The sequence below is a fragment of the Lysobacter sp. 22409 genome (assembly GCF_052045105.1).
Lineage (GTDB): Bacteria > Pseudomonadota > Gammaproteobacteria > Xanthomonadales > Xanthomonadaceae > Lysobacter > Lysobacter antibioticus_B.
Window position 1 is genome coordinate 1 of the sequence record NZ_JBQEOE010000053.1, and the last position, 17259, is coordinate 17259.

Annotated in this window: 13 protein-coding genes; 3 read left to right on the forward strand and 10 right to left on the reverse strand. The window is 68.7% G+C overall.

Annotated elements, in window-relative coordinates; genetic code table 11:
• Positions 1–94: 94 nt before the first annotated feature.
• The 3 genes from ACTJJK_RS20610 to ACTJJK_RS20620 all read right to left on the reverse strand — a co-directional run bounded on the left by ACTJJK_RS20610 (position 95) and on the right by ACTJJK_RS20620 (position 2133).
• Entirely contained in the window at positions 95–322 is a 228-nt protein-coding gene (locus ACTJJK_RS20610) for a hypothetical protein (protein ID WP_031371346.1), read from the reverse strand.
• Between the two features lie 226 nt (positions 323–548).
• Positions 549–995 carry a VOC family protein gene (locus ACTJJK_RS20615; RefSeq protein WP_318025801.1) on the reverse strand — a complete coding sequence of 149 codons (447 nt, stop codon included), beginning with the start codon at positions 993–995 and terminating at the stop codon, positions 549–551.
• 487 nt (positions 996–1482) lie between these two features.
• Positions 1483–2133 (reverse strand): hypothetical protein, encoded by a 651-nt coding sequence (locus ACTJJK_RS20620; protein ID WP_031371348.1) that lies wholly within the window; start codon positions 2131–2133, stop codon positions 1483–1485.
• 398 nt (positions 2134–2531) lie between these two features.
• On the opposite strand from ACTJJK_RS20620, the gene ACTJJK_RS20625 reads away from it, so the two are divergent.
• Entirely contained in the window at positions 2532–2909 is a 378-nt protein-coding gene (locus tag ACTJJK_RS20625) for a hypothetical protein (protein WP_031371349.1), read from the forward strand.
• 62 nt (positions 2910–2971) lie between these two features.
• Here ACTJJK_RS20625 and ACTJJK_RS20630 read toward each other — a convergent pair whose 3' ends face one another.
• The 3 genes from ACTJJK_RS20630 to ACTJJK_RS20640 form a co-directional block, all read right to left on the reverse strand.
• Positions 2972–5158 (reverse strand): tetratricopeptide repeat protein, encoded by a 2187-nt coding sequence (locus tag ACTJJK_RS20630; protein WP_440731135.1) that lies wholly within the window; start codon positions 5156–5158, stop codon positions 2972–2974.
• A 349-nt stretch (positions 5159–5507) separates the two neighbouring features.
• Positions 5508–6581, reverse strand: a complete 1074-nt coding sequence (locus ACTJJK_RS20635; RefSeq protein ID WP_031371351.1) for an NAD(P)H-dependent flavin oxidoreductase — start codon at positions 6579–6581, stop codon at positions 5508–5510.
• Positions 6582–6678: 97 nt separating this feature from the next.
• Positions 6679–7875 (reverse strand): putative peptide maturation dehydrogenase, encoded by a 1197-nt coding sequence (locus ACTJJK_RS20640; RefSeq protein WP_223621523.1) that lies wholly within the window; start codon positions 7873–7875, stop codon positions 6679–6681.
• Positions 7876–8171: 296 nt separating this feature from the next.
• On the opposite strand from ACTJJK_RS20640, the gene ACTJJK_RS20645 reads away from it, so the two are divergent.
• A complete protein-coding gene (locus ACTJJK_RS20645) occupies positions 8172–8525 on the forward strand; it encodes an NHLP-related RiPP peptide (RefSeq protein WP_031371353.1) in 354 nt (117 codons plus the stop codon).
• A 169-nt stretch (positions 8526–8694) separates the two neighbouring features.
• Here the strand turns inward: ACTJJK_RS20645 and ACTJJK_RS20650 are convergent, their stop codons facing one another.
• The 4 genes from ACTJJK_RS20650 to aceB all read right to left on the reverse strand — a co-directional run bounded on the left by ACTJJK_RS20650 (position 8695) and on the right by aceB (position 16012).
• Positions 8695–11235, reverse strand: coding sequence for a putative peptide modification system cyclase (locus tag ACTJJK_RS20650; protein ID WP_440731136.1), 2541 nt, complete (start codon positions 11233–11235; stop codon positions 8695–8697).
• A 23-nt stretch (positions 11236–11258) separates the two neighbouring features.
• Positions 11259–12281 carry a GGDEF domain-containing protein gene (locus ACTJJK_RS20655; RefSeq protein WP_430536897.1) on the reverse strand — a complete coding sequence of 341 codons (1023 nt, stop codon included), beginning with the start codon at positions 12279–12281 and terminating at the stop codon, positions 11259–11261.
• A 652-nt stretch (positions 12282–12933) separates the two neighbouring features.
• Positions 12934–14235 (reverse strand): isocitrate lyase, encoded by a 1302-nt coding sequence (gene aceA / locus ACTJJK_RS20660; RefSeq protein ID WP_440731137.1) that lies wholly within the window; start codon positions 14233–14235, stop codon positions 12934–12936.
• Positions 14236–14377: 142 nt separating this feature from the next.
• On the reverse strand, positions 14378–16012 hold the full coding sequence (gene aceB / locus ACTJJK_RS20665) for a malate synthase A (RefSeq protein ID WP_031371357.1): 1635 nt from the start codon (positions 16010–16012) through the stop codon (positions 14378–14380).
• A gap of 149 nt (positions 16013–16161) precedes the next feature.
• On the opposite strand from aceB, the gene ACTJJK_RS20670 reads away from it, so the two are divergent.
• Positions 16162–17130, forward strand: a complete 969-nt coding sequence (locus ACTJJK_RS20670) for a LysR family transcriptional regulator (protein WP_031371358.1) — start codon at positions 16162–16164, stop codon at positions 17128–17130.
• The last annotated feature ends 129 nt before the right edge of the window (positions 17131–17259 follow it).

Consider the following 17259-nt stretch of genomic DNA (forward strand, 5'->3'; position numbering starts at 1 on the left):
TGCGGCGATGCGGCGGCGATATTGCGGCGAATCGATGCGGCCGCCGGCAGGGGCAGCCACCATACAAGGAGGCGATGCGCGGCGAGCGCGCGGTTTACGGCCCGCTTGCGCCGCCGCGTTTGCCGAACCACTTGCTCGCATACGGCAGCGCGAACAGATACAGCCCGGACAGCAGCAACAAGGCGAGCGGCGCCAGCGGCACGTAGGATACCCAGACGATGGGCTTTTCCTGCGCGAGGGCGATGAAAGTCGCGATCACGGTCACCGTAAAGATCATCGATAGCCAACGGTGGATCTGCCGAATCCATTTGTTCCAGTTCACGAGGACCTCCTGCGAAGACCGGCCACCCGGCCCCGGCGGGTTGCCGGGCGGACGCGCTCAGTCGGTGGTGGAAGCGTGTGACGGGGATCGACGGCCATGCCGAGCGATCGAGATCGACGACCGGCTCCGTCGCGTTGGCGCCGGCGCCGGCCNNCCGCACCGCTAGCGAGGTCGGTGGCCGTGCCGGCGACGTCGCTGCGGGTCATGACGGCATTCGCTCGGCGGCTCAGCGCAGTTGGTTGATGCGGATCAGATTGCCGGAGGGGTCGCGCACCGCGCAGTCGCGAACGCCGTAGGGCTGATCGATCGGCTCCTGGACGATTTCGGTGCCGGCGGATTCGAGCCGCGCGAAAGTGGCGTCGAGATCGGGCGTGGCCAGGGTGATGATGCCGTAGGTGCCCTTGGCCATCATTTCGGCAATGGTGCGGCGCTCCTCGTCGGTGATGCCCGGGCTGGCGGCGGGCGGATGCAGCACGATCGAGGTCGCCGGCTGGCCGGCCGGGCCGACGGTGATCCAGCGCATGCCGCCGTAAGCGACGTCCTTGCGCACTTCGAAGCCGAGGGTGTCGCGGTAGAAAGTCATTGCCGCGTCCGCGTCGTTATGCGGGAGGAAGCACGCGTGGATGCTGATGTTCATGGCAGTCGTCCTGTGGGTTGGGGTACGTGCTGTCATGCTAGGCGCGGGTCGCGTTCGGCGCTTCTCGATTCCTGATCGATTGGGTCGCCGGCCTCCCTGCACGGCAGGATCCCCGGGTCCCCAGCGCCGTGGCTTGCCGATGGCGGCGGGCGCCGCATCGGCCCGCGCGCTGTAACGACTGCCGCGAACCGAATCCATGGCGACATCTATCGCGACGCGTCCCGCGGGCGCGAACTCGTGCACGGCCGTGTCGCTGCGGCCTGCCGTTCACCCGCGCGATCCTGCCACGCCGCACCGCGGGGGCTCAAGCGCTGGGCGATGACCGGCGCGCCCGCGCGGTCAAGGCCGCACCGGCGCTCGCAGCAGCGCGATGCCGACCCGATTCGGGGTGCTCGTCCATCCGGCCCGCAAACGAAACAGCCCGGCCGCATCCTGCAGCCGGGCTGGTTTCGTCCTTCGATGTCGGCTCGCGGCAACCGACGGGGCCATGTATCGCCCGCGCTCGGTCGAAGCCGAGCCTTGCTTACGGGGTCAGAATGTCGTTGGCCGTGCTGGAGGCGCTGGCCGCGGTGCCGACGTTCTCCGACAGCAGGTAACCGCCGACGTCGACCGCCACGATGATCACCCAGTGCCACCAGCGGCGCTTGCCGGTGCTGGACACGCCGCCGGTCTCGGCCACGTGCTTGGCCCAGAACTGGCTGGAATGACGGGCGACGCTGAGCCCGCCGAGGATGGTCTTGCCGTTGCGCGACTTGGCGTCGAGTTGGGCGATGGCTTCGGCTTCCAGCTCGGCGAACATGGCGTCGGCCTGGTCGAGGTCCGCGGCCTTGGCGACGACCTGGTCGATGCGCTCGAAGAAGGAGAACTCGTAGGCGCTGTAACGAGCGCGCTGCGAGGCCATCTTCTGCGCCAGCGGCAGGGTCGGTTCGATCTCGAGGATCGGCTGGTTGGCCTTGACGAACTGTTCGGTCGACATGCCGGCGTCGAAACCGCACTTGTCGACCACGTAGGCCAACGAGGTGGCTTGGGTCGCTCCAGTGTCGAGCAGGCAGCCCAGGTACATGTTGTGCTGGATGCCGGCCGTGTCGACCGGGTTGCTGGCGGCGAATGCCGATGCACCGTAGGTGCTGCCCAACAGCAGGACGACTGCGGCGGCGAGAGACTTCGACTTCATTGGCGATTCCTTGCGAGGTGATGGATTCGGAGGGGCGATACGGACTGGAGTGCCGTCCTTGGACTCGACGCCTGGGGAAGCGGCACCCGTTCCCCGGCGTCTCGGCGCTGGTGTGGCGCCGAATCCAAGCTAGGCAGCGCCGCCGCCGCGGCCAAGGACGAAGCCGGGCCATACCGGGCGCAAGGCGGGTCGAAAGCGCGGCGAGACCCGGCTGCGGCGCAGGCAGCGGCGCTTTCGCAAGGCATGGCGCCGTCCGGCGCCGAGCGCAGCGAAGGCGCGACGCCATAAGAAACAAGGCCTTAGGCGAATTGATTCCCGTTTTATACCCGCGACCGAACTGGCGTCCGCCGCGCCGCTGCACCTACTCTGGAGACACGCCCTTCTTCCTCGGATCGCCCATGTCCCTGTCCCGCGCAGTCGTCTCCCTCGCGTTCGGCGCCCTGCTCGCGGCGCCGCTTGCCGGCCGGGCCCACGAGGTCGTGCCGGCGGACTGGTGCATCAAGGAAAAGGAGACGCCGAAGATCGTCGCCAAGTTCGAATTCGACGGCCCGCAACTGCACGAGCTGATGAACAAGTGCGGCATCGTCGAGAAAGACGACGACTGGGCCACGGCCACCGCAACCATCGTCAGCTACTGCAAGATCGTCGCGCCGCTGAAGGACGCCGTGCCGTTCGTGCTCGGCCCCAAGGAATACCTGGACGGCAGCCACCACGAGCGCTATCGGCTCGAGCAGGGCCTGAGCGGCGCCTGCGCGGTCTGCCCGCCCAAACCCTGAGTACCCGTTGAGTGGCGCCGCGTTCGACCCACTGAACGACGCGACAGGGAACGTCGCGTCGGTCAGACCAGGGCGTCTCGCCGGGTGTAGGCCAGTACCGCATCGACGCAGTGCTGCAGCGAAACGCGGGTTTCCGGCGCCAAGCCGTCGCAACGGCCGAGCACGAAATAGGCCGAGCGCAGCACGTCGCGCCAGCGCGGGTTGCGCGGCAACTTGGCGACGGTGAGATAGCGCTCCAGGGCGCGCGCGCGTAACCGGCCGTCGTCGATGTTGACCCGCCAGATCCGGCTTTTCTCGGCGAACTCCAGGCGGCTGGTGCCGGTGGTGCGTTCCCAGGCCTCGATCGAGGCCAGCATCAGTTCGACCAGGCTGCGGCGGAAACCGTCGCGCACCGACGGCTCGGCGCTGGCATCGGCCGGCTCGGCTGCGATCTCGACCGGCGACAGCGAAGGCGCCGGCGGCGCGGCGGCTTCGCGATCGTGCGGAGCGAGCAGAATCAGGCCGTCGCCGCCCGACCAGGGTTCGAGTGTCGCGACCAGGGGCGCGCCCTCGCGCGCGGCGATCTGCACGCGTTGCGCGGCGCTGTCTTCCATGCGCTCCAGCGCCGAGGCCAGGGCGGCGCGACCGGCTTCGCCGACGAAGGCCGAGACCGGCTGCCCGACCAGGACCTCGTCCTCGCGCGCCCCGAGCCAAAGCCGGCCGGCGCGGTTCGCCGCCAGCACCTGGCCTTCGGCGTCGAGCAGGCACAACGGCTCGTCGCGGCTGTCGAGCAAGCCCTGCAACAGACTGCGGTCTTCGGCCAAGGCATCCGCTTCGCGCCGGTAACGGGCGAGTTCCTCTTCGTGACGCACCCGCTGCGCCTCCTCGCGCAAACGCGCGCGCTGATGCCGGCGCTGCTGCAACAGCAAGAAGCCGAGCAACACCGCGACCGCCAGCGCCGCGGCGAAGCCCAACAGCAGGGTGCGCTGGCGGAACTGCGCGCTGCGCAGGCGGTTTTCGCTTTCGAGCGCGGCGATGGTGCGTTGCTGCTCGGCCGACTCGAAACGGACCCGCAACCAGTCCAGCTGGCGGTCGTGTTGGGCGTGCGCCAACGCGATCGCCTTGCCGTAGGCATCGCGCAAGGTGGCGTTGGCGGCCGGCGCATCGCCGGCGCGTTCCTGCGCGGTGGCCAGTTCCTGCAGCAGCGGCACCCGCATCGGGTCGCCTTCGGGCATCGTCGCCAGGGCTTCGCGCAAGCGCGTGGTCGCCGCGGCGGTCGCACCCGACAACTGCGCGGTGCGGGCGATCTGCAACTGCAGCGCCGGCGGCAATGGCAGCTTCCAGGTATCGGACAGGGCCAGGGCGGCCGCGCTCCAACGCTGCGCCTGGGCCAGGTCGCCCTGCGCCAAGGCCACCCGGGTCAGGCCATCGTGCACGCGCAATTCGTAAACGCGGTTGCCGCCGGCGCGGTACACGCTCAGCGCCTCCTGCAACCAGGCCGAGGCCTGCGGCGCATCGCCGCTGTCGAGCGCCAACTCGGCCATCGTCTCCAGCACGTGCGCGGCCTCGACCGGCTCGCCCTTGGCCCGATACGAAGCCAAGGCCTCGCGGTAATAGCGCATCGCGGTATCGGTCTCGCGCAGTTCGCGGTAGACGTCGGCGATGTTGTTCAAGACTGCGCCGGACACCTCGCCGCGCTTGCGCTGCAGGTCGAGGCTGGCGGTCAGGCTGCGCAAGGCGCCGCGGAAGTCGCCGAGACGGCGCAGCGCGGCGCCGACGTTGCTGAGGTCGCGCGCGGTCGCGGCCGAATCGTCGAGCGCGCTCGACAGGCTGGCCGCGCACTCGAACCGCGCCAGCGCCTGCGGGATCCACTCGCGGCGGAAGTCGAGGATGCCTCGCCGCCGCTCCAGTTCGTAGCGCAGGGCGGCATCGCCCTCGCCGCCGATGACCGCCTCGGCGCAATCGAGCGAGCGCTCGGCGTCCTCGATATGGCCGGCATCGAGTTGGGTCTTGGCTTGCGCGAACAAGGCCTCGGCCCCGCTCTCGCCCGCGGCCTGCGCCGGCGCCAGCTTCGCCCGTTGCAGGCACAGCGCCGGTTCCGGCAACGCGCGCGCCGGCGTGGCGCCCGGACAACCGACCAACACGCCCTGCGCCCACGACCACTCGCACACCAGCAGCAGGGCCCACATCGCCCAAGCGCGGTGGCGCTTCGATCCGGTGCTCACTTCGGCTTCGCGGTTCAGGCGCGAGGCAGAACACGACAAACGCATCAGACCATCCTTATCCGATCCCGGCACGAGGCGAACGCCAGCGTCGGCATGCGCCGGTATCGTGCGCACGCCCGTCGCGTTCCCCTGCAGCTTCGATCAGCCCCGGGAAAAACTCAGCCCCATGCCGGTCCGCAGCGATCGGTGGACGACGACGGAACGACCTGCGGAATTCGGCCGCCGGCATCGCAGCCCGGAAGGCCACGACGCCTGCCGGCTTGCGCCTGACATGACGTCGCCGTCCGGCGGTCGTGCCGAGCTTAGCAGTCGCGCCGCTTGCGCAAACAGGCGCGAGAAGCCGCATTAAGTCTCAATTCGCGACGAGCGCGGCACGTCGCGCCGACGCCGGCGCTCAGCGCCGCAACCGCGCCAGGGTTTCCTCGGCGAGGGTCCGGGTCAGTTCGTAGGTCGACAGTTCGCGGCCCAGGCGCGCCGCCTGCCCCGACCACAACGACATGAAATCGGCGGCGCCGGCCGCCTCGGCCTGCGCGCGCAGCGGCGCGAGCGCGCCGCCGGCGAGCGGGAACGCCGGCGCCAGCGCCGACATCGGCCCGACTTCGCGCATCAGGCGGTTGACGATGCTGCGTGCCGGACGTCCGGTGAACAGATTGGTCAGCGCGGTCTGGTCGTCGCGCGCTTCAACCAAGGCCTGCCGATGCAGCGGCGACAGTTTCGCCTCCGGACAGAACAGATAGGCGGTGCCGATCTGCACCGCGGCGGCGCCGAGCGCGAACGCAGCGACGATGCCGCGCGCATCGGCGATGGCGCCGGCGGCGATCACCGGCACCCGCACCGCATCGACCACCTGCGGCAACAATGCGAACAGACCGACCTGGGTCGAGACCTCGAGGTCGTCGCCGAGAAACAGCCCGCGATGACCGCCGGCTTCGGCGCCCTGGGCGATGATCGCGTCGCAGCCCTGCGCTTCCAACCAGCGCGCTTCACTGACCGTGGTCGCCGAGGACACGATGCGCGCACCGGCGACGCGGACACGATCGAGCAGGCGCGGCTCGGGCAGACCGAAGTGGAAGCTGACCACTTCCGGCCGCACTTCTTCGACCAGTTCGCAGTAAGCGTCGCCGAATGGGGTGCGGTTCGACGCCGGTACCGGCATCGCCGGGTCGAGGCCCAACTCGCGATAATACGGCGCCAGGCGCTCGCGCCAGGCCGATTCGCGCGCGGCATCGGCGGGCGCCGGGCGATGGCAGAAGAAGTTGAGATTAAGCGACCGATCGGTCGCGGCGCGGATCAGCCGGCATTGCTCGTGCGCCTGCTCGACGCTGAGCAGGGCGCAGGGCAACGAACCCAACGCGCCGGCCTGGGCGGCGCCGATCACCATGTCGGCGAGGGTCGGGCCGGCCATCGGCGCCTGCACGATCGGCAATTGGATGCCGAACAAGTCCTGGATACGACGGTCGGGCCACATGGCGTCGCGCCTCAATCGGGGGGATGCGAGGCCGCCAGGATGACACCGGTCGGCTGAGACCGTCGCGACGGCGATTGGCACGCTGCGTTGCAGCGCCTCATCGACCGGGCGATGCGCTCGCGCCCCAGACCGCGCCGGCCGGGTCGAATTCGGTATTGGCCATGCGCTGGCCGCGCCAACCGAAACCGCAGATCGCCAACGGCCCTTCGGCGAGCGCGTCGAGGCCGAAGGCTTGCTCGATGTCGACTTCGTTGATCGCCGAAGTCACGAACGCGCCGAGCCCGAGTTCGGTCGCGCTGAGATACAGGGTCTGCGACAAATGGCCGCTGTCGAGCACCAGGGCGCGATAGGCCTTGGCGTGCTGGCGGTATTTCCAGAAGCTGCGCGCGTAACGCGGCGTCAGCACCGCCATCGCCGGCGCGTCGGCGAACCAGTGCTGCCCGGCCAGCGCACGCAAGGCGAACTCGCGCAGCGGCGCCTGCGGTGCCGGCAAGGGTTCGAGCGCATGATCGAGCGCGTGGTAGTGATACAGGCCCGGCTCGACACCGTCGACGCGCTGCACGATCAGATAGGCCTCGGTAGGGTGCAGGCCGCCGCCGGACGGCGTGTGTTTCTTGAGGAATACGGTGTCGTCCTCGACCTTGACCAAGGCCTGCGCGGCGAACACCCGTTGCAGCATATGCGCGAACAAGGCTCGCGACAGCGGGCGCTCGGCATCGAAGTTGCGGCAGGTGGAACGGCGCGCGAGCAAGGCATCGAACTCGTTGCCGTCGGTGCGCGGCAGAGCGATGCGCTGTTCGGGCGGGCAACGTTCGGACACCGGCGCCGGCGGCGCGCCGAGTTTGCGACGCAAGTCGGCCGCGGTATGCAGCTCGTTGGCGTCCATCGCAGCGACGGCGTCCAGCCCCTGCCAACGCGCCAGACGATGCAGCATCGCCGCCGGTGCGAACCAATGGCCGCTGCGCAGTCGTTCGTCGCGCTCGCGGTAAGCGATGCGCTGCGGGCCCGCATCGGCCGCCTCGCACACCACCAGGCCGGCGTCGAGCAACGGCATCAGCACCGAGGCATCGGCCGTGCTCAACGCACCGGCTTCGATCCAGTCGCCCGGGCTCAGGCGCCCGAGCAGTTCGCGTTGTGCGGCGTCCACTTCGACCTCGCCGTCGAGGTGGGCGGCGAGCGCCAGCCAACGCAATTGCCGCGACAAGCCGGCGCCGCCGGACAGCAGCGACGCCAGATCGAAGGCCACGTGCTCGCGCGGCTCGAGGAAAAGCACGGAGCAACGGCGGATGCGCATCGAGAGTCCTGGGCGGCGGCGACGGTCGCGGCGCGGCGAGCGGATCGCCGCCGGCCGGTCACGCGGGCTCCGTATCATGCCCATCGCCGCACTGCCGTTCCAGCGTGCGCATCGCAACTGAACAGGTACGGCGCAGGGGCTCCGGACGCGCCTACGGTATCGCGCGAAGGCGCGAATGGCCGGCGATTCGGCGTTTTTGCGTGCTAGGCGGGTGAGCGGATGCTGTTCGCCGCTCCCCAACAGCGATAAATTCGGCCGCAGACAGACCCGCAACGGGTCTTCACAAGGGGAAACAGATGTCTATCGATAAGAATCCACAGAACGGGCACCCGCCGCTGGCACCCGAGGTCGCCGACCGCCTGCTCGATCTGCTCAGCTCGGACGACAAGTTCCGCACTGAATTCGCCAAGGACCCCGGCGCCGCATTGCAGAAGAGCCTCGGCCTCGCGCCGCAGCAGACCCAGGCGGCGCTGGCCGGCGCCAGCTGCCTGCGGGTCAACTCGCTGGCCAGCAAGGAAGAAGTGCAGGCTGCGCGCGACGAACTGCGCGGCAATCTGACCGCGGCCGGCACCCACACCGTCGTGTTCATGCTCGAAGTCGGTCAGGTGCAGGCCAGCCTCGGCGGCGGCTCGGGCGGCACTCTGGCTTGAGTGCAGGCGCGACGGGAGGCGGGGGCCTGCCGTCGCGCTGACCGATCCTATCGGTCGCGAGCACCAGTTCGAAGCAACCGTTCGGAAAACGCGGTTCGGAGCGCTACTCCGAGCACCAGTTCGAAACGACCGGCCTGCGCGTCCGCTCAGGCCGGCACCGCCATGCGGATCAGCCGCCCGGCTTGACCGCGGCGACGGCGACGGCGGCTTTCGCCGTGTCGCGCTGCGCCGCCGAAGCATCGGCGACGTTCATCGCCAGATACACCTGGCCGCCAGCCGGATCGGCGTAGGCGCGGCCACGATGGGCGGCGATCCAACGGGTTTCGGTCGCGGCCTCGTCCTTGCGGCCGGCCGCGAGCAGGGCGTCGCGCAAGGCGACGTGGGCCTGGAAAGGTTCGCTGCCGTCGCTGAGGCCGCGCAATTCGCGGATCGCCTCCTCGGGCTTACCGGCCAGGCGCAGTTGCTCGGCGCGCGCGACCTGCAACAACTTGCGCGACAGGCCGCTGCCGCTGCTGTTGACCGCCTTGATCACGCGCGGCAACAGGCGCTCGGCCAGGGCGCGGTCGCCCTGGCGTTGAGCCAGGCGCACCGCGGCCAGCGCATTCAAGGCCAGATCGTCGTGGTCGGCGCTGTTGGGTTTGCCGGCATCGGCCAGCACCGCGTCGGCGAACAACTCGATCTCGGCCGAGCTCGGCTGGTCTTTACCGGACACGCTGCGCACCAGCAACTCGGTGAAGCGCAACGGATGCCGGACCAGGATGCTGGCGCCGCGCGAAGTCCGCGCCGCTTCGCGCGCGATCTCGGCGGCCTTGGCGTACTGGCCCTGGTCCAGCGGCACGGCGATGCGCTCGAATTGGTCGGGCAGGTGCCCGCTGACGGACCGGCCCTTCTCGGTCAGCGAATCGAGGATGCGGTTGGCCTCGTCGAAGCGACGCATCGCCGCCAGCGCCGAGGCATGGCGGCGGTTCGGCGGGTAATGGCCGCTGAGTTCGGCCTGCTTGAAGGAATCCAGCGCCTTGGCATAGCGCTCCTTCGACAAGTGGATGCGCCCGGCGAGCTCGAAGGCGACGTTGCGCAAGGGCTCCTGCGGCGCGGTCGCGGCGGTGGTCGCGGCCAGCGCGCTGTCGAAGCGGTTGGCGAGGAACTCCGACCACGCGTACTGATAGCGCCCGGCGAAGTAATCCGGATACACCCCCGCCAGCAGCTTCCACTTGCCCGGCGCGTGCAGCGACGGTTGCGGGCCGAACTCGGCCGCCCAGGCGTCGAGGTACAGGGCTTCTCGCGGAGTCAGATGGTCGCGCAGTTCCTGCGCGCGCTCCAGGTAGGGCCTTGCGCTGTCGGTGTCGGCGTTGCTGACGTAGACGCGCATGATGCCCATGTGCGCCAGGGCGAATTTCTGGTCGATCTGGACCGCGCGCTGGAAGTACTGCAGGGCCTCGTCGAACTCGCGATGCGCATAGGCCTTGCTGCCGAGCGCATAGGCGCGCAGCGCATCGAGGTTGCCGGTCGCGACTTTCGGCAACGGCTCGGAATCCTTGTCGATGCTCTTGAGCGCTTCGCCGAGCTTGCCGCGCAGCGCGGTGGTGACCTCGTCGATCGAGGTCAGCGCCGAGGCCGCGCCGACGCCGTCGGCCGACTCGGCGTACACCGTGGTCTGGGTGTGCGGGTCGATCACTTCGGCGCTGACCCGCACCCGCCCGCCGACCTCGGCCACCGTCGGCAGGATCACCGCGCGCGCGCCATCGCGCAACGCGATCTCCGAGGCAACCGCGCGGTCGAGCACGGTGTCGACCTTGCGCTGCATGCGGTCGAGGGTGTCGCGCGCCTTGAGGTCGGACAACACGTTGACGTAGCGCGATTGCTCCAGGCTGATGCGGAAGGCCTGCTCCAGCGAATCGTCGAGCACGGCCTGCCCGGTCAGGTTGCGCAGGTCGCCGACCACCACCCAGTCGCGCTGGTTGAAGGCGATCGCCGGCTGCGGCCGGGTCGCGAACCACACGCCGGTGCCGATCACCGCGAGCAAGGCGACTTCGGCAGCGAGCGCGGCCGGACGCCGCCACAAGGGAATGTCGCGCCAGGCCTTGGGCCCGTTCGGCGGCGCGCGCAAGGGCGCGATGCCGGGCTCGCCGACCTCGTAGATTTCCTGCGGCTCGGGCACGCCCTTGAAGCGCCAGCGGCCGTGCGATTTCCACAATAGTTGCTGGCCGCGCTCGCCGAGTTCGCGCGCGGCGCGGTGCGCCAGCGGCTCGGCGATCGCCGACAGCAGGATCTGGCCGGGACGCGCGGTCGCCATCAGCCGGCCCGCCATCGGCTTGGCCAGGCCTTCGACTTCGACCGGCTTGGCGCCGACCTGTACCGCTTCGTCGCTGTTGCGCCAGGTCAGCACTTCGCCGACGTGCAGGCCGGCGCGGGCCTGCAGGGTCAGTTTGCGCGGCGCGCCGAGTTCGCGCAGGCCGCGGGCATAGTCGAGGGCGAAGCCGAGCCCGTCGATGGGCCGTTCGAACAACAGCAGCAAGCCGTCGGAGCGGTCGATCAGGCGGCCGCGCCAACGCTGCTGCAACTGCAGCACCAGGCGGTCGTGTTCGCGGAACAGCGACGCAGCCGGACCGTCGCCGAGGCGTTCGACCAGGGTGGTCGAATCGCACAGGTCGGTCAGCAACAACGTCCGCAATTGCGGCCCGTCGGCGTTGGGTCGGTGGGCGTCGTTCATGACGGCATCCTTGTCGACGCGGCTCATGCCGACGTCAGTTCCGCGTCCTGCCAATGCACGCGGTTGCCGCCCAACCGCTTGGCCTGGTACAGCGCGCCGTCGGCGTGCGCATACCAGTCATTCCATTCGTGCTTCGCGCTGACCAGACAAGCGCCGACGCTGACCGGACAGATGGTCGGCGGCGACTGCGGAATCAGCAGCAGGCCGTGCACGGTCGAGACGATGAAGTCGGCGAAGCGCATCACGTCCTGGCGCGTCGAGGCCGCGACCAACAGACAGAATTCGTCGCCGCCGAGCCGGCAGGCGATGTCCTCGGGGCCGGCCACCGAGCGCAGGATGTTGGCGACGCTCTGCAGCACGCGGTCGCCGACCAGATGACCGTGATCGTCGTTGACCTGCTTGAAGCGGTCGCAGTCGATCAGGATCAGGCCCATGGTGTCGGGCATGCCGACGCTGCGGCTTTCCTGCAGGTGCAGGGTCAGGCCGCGACGGTTGTACAGGCCGGTCAGGTCGTCGGTACGGATCAGCTCTTCGGTCTGGTTGAGCTGATGGGTCGTCGCATACAGGCTGTCGAGCGCCGCTTCCAGGTCCTGGTTGCGACGGCGCAGGCGCCGGATCAGGCTTTGTTCGTTGAGCACCACGCGCATGATCGCGCGGCGCAGGAAATACGAGACCAGGGACGGGTCGCGGTCGACCAGCCTTTGAAATTCTTCGTGGCGCAGCTCGACCAGCAGGCCGTCGGTGGCGGCGATCGCATCGGCGCTGCGGGCGTGGTCGCCGATCAGCAGGCCGAGCTCGCCGAAGAACTCGCGCACGCCCAGGCGCTTGGTGACCAGGTCGTCGCCGAAGTCGAGGACGATCGCGCCGCGCGCGATCACGAACATGGTGGTGCCGAGCTCGCCGCGGCGGAACAGCACCTGCCCGGCTTCGACCCGGCGCGGCCGCCCGATCTCGGCGAACAGCTCGAATTCGCCAGGCGTCAGCACGGCCATAGCCACGTCCGTTGGCGCCGCGGTCGTCGTCGAGTTGTCGGTTTCGCGGCCCATCGAGGGCACCGCCATGTCGCGATTCATCCCGATCTCCCCACACCCCTCATCCTGTGGGGTTCCACCAGCAGGATAGCATCTGGTCTGAACTGCTAACGCGGGTTTGCCGCCGAAACGGCCAGCCCGCGCCGGCATCCGGGGACCATTGCGCCGCCATTACGTTGCAATAGCGTGGCCGCGGCGACAAGGTGTTGCGCGAAGGAAACAGCGCAAAGCTTGCGTTTTTCGCGGGAAGAGCCGGCCCGGACGAAGTCGCGGCGGCCTGTTCATGGTGATGGGCCGCGTAGCCTTCGACCCGCCCGGACCGGGTGCCCGCCAGCGCTCGAGCGCATCGACGGTCCGGCGCCGAGGGCTAGCGCCCACCGTCGCACACTTGAACAGGGCTACGGCGATCCGGATGCGGCACGCTCGCCGGGCACGACCTCCGAACGCCCTCCCCGGCCCTATTCCCTATTCCCTATTCCCTATTCCCTATTCCCTATTCCCTATTCCCTATTCCCTATTCCCTATTCCCTATTCCCTATTCCCTATTCCCTATTCCCTATTCCCCATTCCCCATTCCCCATTCCCGACCGTCGCTCGCCGCAACGAAAAAGGGCCCCTTGCGGAGCCCTTCCTCGTCCCTATCCCCTTGCGACGTGCGGACGACGGCTCAGGCGGCGGCCTTGCTGTCGTCGTGGAACTGTTCTTCCTCGGTCGACCCCTTCAGCGCCACGGTCGAGGACTGGTTGCCCTGGATCGTCTGCGTCACCGCGTCGAAATAACCGGTGCCGACCTCGCGCTGGTGCTTGACCGCGGTGAAGCCCTTCTCGGCGGCGGCGAACTCGGCTTCCTGCAGCTCCACGAACGCGCTCATCTGGCGGCGCGCATAGCCGTGGGCCAGATTGAACATGCCGTAGTTGAGGCTGTGGAAGCCGGCCAGGGTGATGAACTGGAACTTGTAGCCGTAGCGGGCGATTTCCTTCTGGAACTTGGCGATGGTGGCGTCGTCGAGGTTCTTCTTCCAGTTGAAGCTCGGCGAGCAGTTGTAGGCCAGCAGCTTGCCCGGGAACTTGGCGTGGATGGCCTCGGCGAACTTGCGCGCGAATTCCAGGTCCGGCTTGCCGGTCTCGCACCACACCAGATCGGCGTAAGGCGCATAAGCCAGACCGCGGCTGATCGCCTGGTCGAGACCGTTACGGGTCTTGTAGAACCCTTCGACGGTGCGCTCGCCGGTGGCGAAGGGCTGGTCGTTCGGGTCGATGTCGGCGGTCAGCAGGTCGGCGGCTTCGGCGTCGGTGCGCGCGACGATCAGGGTCGGCACGCCCATGACGTCGGCGGCCAGGCGCGCGGCGACCAGCTTCTCGACCGCTTCTCGGGTCGGCACCAGCACCTTGCCGCCCATGTGGCCGCACTTCTTGACCGAGGCGAGCTGGTCTTCGAAATGCACGCCGGAAGCGCCGGCCTCGATCATGCCCTTCATCAGCTCGAAGGCATTGAGCACGCCGCCGAAGCCGGCTTCGGCGTCGGCCACGATCGGCTGCAGGAAGTCGACGTCGCCGCCGCCTTCCGAGCACTGGATCTGGTCGGCGCGCAGCAGGGTGTTGTTGATGCGGCGCACGACCTGCGGCACCGAGTTGGCCGGGTACAGCGACTGGTCGGGGTACATCTCGCCGGCGATGTTGGCGTCGGCGGCGACCTGCCAGCCCGACAGATAGATCGCCTTGAGCCCGGCCTTGACCTGCTGCATGGCCTGGTTGCCGGTCAGCGCGCCGAGCGCGTTGACGAAATCTTCGGTGTGCAGCGACGTCCACAGCTTGTTGGCGCCGAGCTTGGCGATCGAATGCTCGACCGGCACGGTGCCGCGCAAGCGCACCACGTCCTCGGCCGAATACGGACGGGTGATGCCGGCCCAACGCGGGTTGGTGGCCCAGTCGTTACGGAGTTGATCGGCGGTCGGCAGGGTGTGGCTCATGACTTCGATTCCTTACGTATGGGTCGTGTGACGTGGGGTGTGGTGTGCTTGTGGATAGGAGCGGCGCCAGCCGCGACCTCGGGTTGGCCGACGTGGTTGCGGTGCCACGCTCGCGGTTCGCGCCGCGCCTACCCACAGCGGGTCAGTCGATGCGTTCGTAAGCCGGCAGGGTCAGGAACTCCGCGAGCGTGCCGGCGTGGGTCAGTGCATCGAGCATCGCGATGGCTTCGTCGAGCTTGCTGCCTCCCGGCAGCTTCATGCGGTCGGCGAGCTTGCTCGGCAGGCCGATCAGGGCGCGTTCGAGCAGGGCGAAATCGAGCGGCGTGCCGTCGTCGAGGAACAGGCCATCGGCGTGCAGCCATTGCCACAGCTGGGTGCGGGCGATCTCGGCGGTGGCGGCGTCTTCCATCAGCCAGTGGATCGGCACGCAGCCGTTGCCTTCGAGCCAGGCGGCCAGATAACGCACGCAGACTTCGACGTTGCCTTCGAAACCGCTGCGGGTGATGGTGCCGAACGAGGGCTTGATCAGGTCGTCGCGGATGATCAGCACGTCGTCGCGCAGCACGTGCTGCTGGTGCGGGGTCGGCATGCGCTCGTCGAAGATGCGCATCGCCAGCGGAATCAGCGCCGGGTGCGCGACCCAGGTGCCGTCGTGGCCGGCGGTGACTTCGCGCAGCTTGTCGGCGCGCACCTTGGCCAGCGCAGCTTCGTTGGCGGCCTCGTCGCCGCTGATCGGGATCTGCGCGGCCATGCCGCCCATCGCATGCGCGCCGCGCTTGTGGCAGGTCTGGATCAACAGTTCCGAATAGGCGCGCAGGAACGGCTGGGTCATGGTGACCTGGCCGCGCTCCGGCAGGACCTTGTCGCGGTGCGCACGGAAAGTCTTGAGGTAGGAGAACACGTAGTCCCAGCGGCCGCAGTTGAGGCCGGCGATGCGGCTGCGCAGCGCGTGCAGGATCTCGTCCATCTCGAACACGGCCGGCAGGGTCTCGATCAACACCGTGACCTTGATCTGACCGGCAGCCAGGCCCAGCGCTCGCTCGACGTGGTCGAGCACCTCGTTCCACAGCTGCGCCTCTTCCATCGACTGCAGTTTGGGCAGGTAGAAGTACGGGCCGCGGTCCTTGGCGACCAGCGCGGCGGCGTTGTGGAAGGCGAACAGGCCCAGGTCGAACAAGCCGCCGGAGATCGGCGCGCCGTCGACGCGCAGGTGCTTCTCGTCGAGGTGCCAGCCGCGCGGCCGCACCATCAGCACCGCCTGCTCCTCGAAGGGCTTGAGGGTGTAGTGCTTGGAGCCGTCCGGTGCCATCCAGTCGAGGGTGCCGGCGACCGCCTTCTTGAGCGCACGCTGGCCGGTCAGCAGGTTGGCCCAGGTCGGCGCGGTGCTGTCCTCGAAGTCGGCCATGTAGACCTTGGCGCCCGAGTTGAGGGCGTTGATGACCATCTTCGGATCGCAGGGACCGGTGATCTCGACGCGGCGGTCGAGCAAGGCGGTCGGCAACGGCGCGACGCGCCAGTGGCCGGCGCGGATCGCGGCGGTGTCGGTGCGGAAGTCCGGCAGGCCGCCGGCATCGAAGAAGGCCTGGCGCTCGCGGCGGGCGGCGAGGCGGGCCTGGCGCACCGGCTCGAAACGGCGGTGCAGCCCGGCGAGGAACTCGAGGGCGGCCGGGGTCAGCAATTGCTCCTGTCCGGCCAGGCTGGCCGTGAGCTCGATGCCGTCACCCGGCTGACGTTGCTCCTGTTGCGGTTGCTGCCATTGCGCGATCACTGCCGACATCGGTGCGACTCCTGGGGGATCATCCTTGGGGGGATCTGGCGGCTCCCGACGAGCCGGCCTCTTGCCCCAGACCATGCGCTGGCGTCTTGTATTTGACAATCAAGTTTTTTCAATGCATATCATTTGAATAACTTATAAATACTTCTCATGTGGCCACGACACGCAGCCTAAGTCCGCGATTTGCTTACAAAGGCGACCGGCTCAAGCCGCTGCGCGCCTTCTGCCAGACCGCGCGCCTGGGCTCAGTCTCACGAGCTGCTGAGGCGCTATACCTGAGCCAACCGGCCGTGACCCTGCAATTGCAGGCGCTGGAGCGCGAGATGGGGGTGCGCCTGCTCGAGCGCAGCGGCCGCCGCCTGGCCCTGACCCGCGAGGGCCAGGAGCTGTACGAACTGGCCCGCCCCCTGGTCGAAGGCCTGGACGCCCTCGACGGCACCTTCCGCGAGCGCATCCGCGGCCTGGACGCGGGCGAACTCAATGTCGCCGCCGGCAGTTCGACCATCCTGTATCTGCTGCCGAAGATCGTCGAAGCCTTCCGCGCCGCCCACCCCGAGGTCCGCCTGACCCTGCACAACGTCACCGGCGCCGGCGGCCTGGACCTGTTGCGCTCGGATGCGGTCGACCTGGCGGTGGGTTCGATGCTCGACGTGCCCGGCGACCTCAGCTACGCCCCGGTCTACCGCTTCGAGCCGATGCTGATCACCCCGCGCGATCACCCGCTGGCCAAACTCGACACCCTGACCCTGCAGGACCTCGGCCCCTACGGCCTGATCCTGCCGCCGCAGCGGCTCACCACCTACCGCATGGTCGACGTGGTGTTCCAGCAGAACCGGGTGCCGTACACGGTCGCGCTCGAAGTCGGCGGCTGGGAGGTCATCAAGCAATACGTGGCGATGGGGCTCGGCATCAGCATCGTCACCGCGATCTGCCTGACCGACGCCGACCGAGCGCGTTTGTCGGCGCGTTCGCTGGCCGAGTATTTCCCTTCGCGCAGCTACGGCGTGGTGGTGCGCAAGGGCAAGTACCTGTCGCCGCAGGCGCGCGCCTTCACCGAGCTGATCCAGCCGGACCTGTTCGTGCGCGGCGATTACTACGCGACCGGCCAGTCCGACCGCTGATCGCCGATCGCTTACGCCCAAAAGAAAGGGGCGGGAGCTCGCGCTCCCGCCCCGTCGAAGTCACTCGGACTTCAGTCTTGCCCAAGCTCGCATAGTGCAAGCTCGCTAGTTCAAATTCGCTAGCGCAGG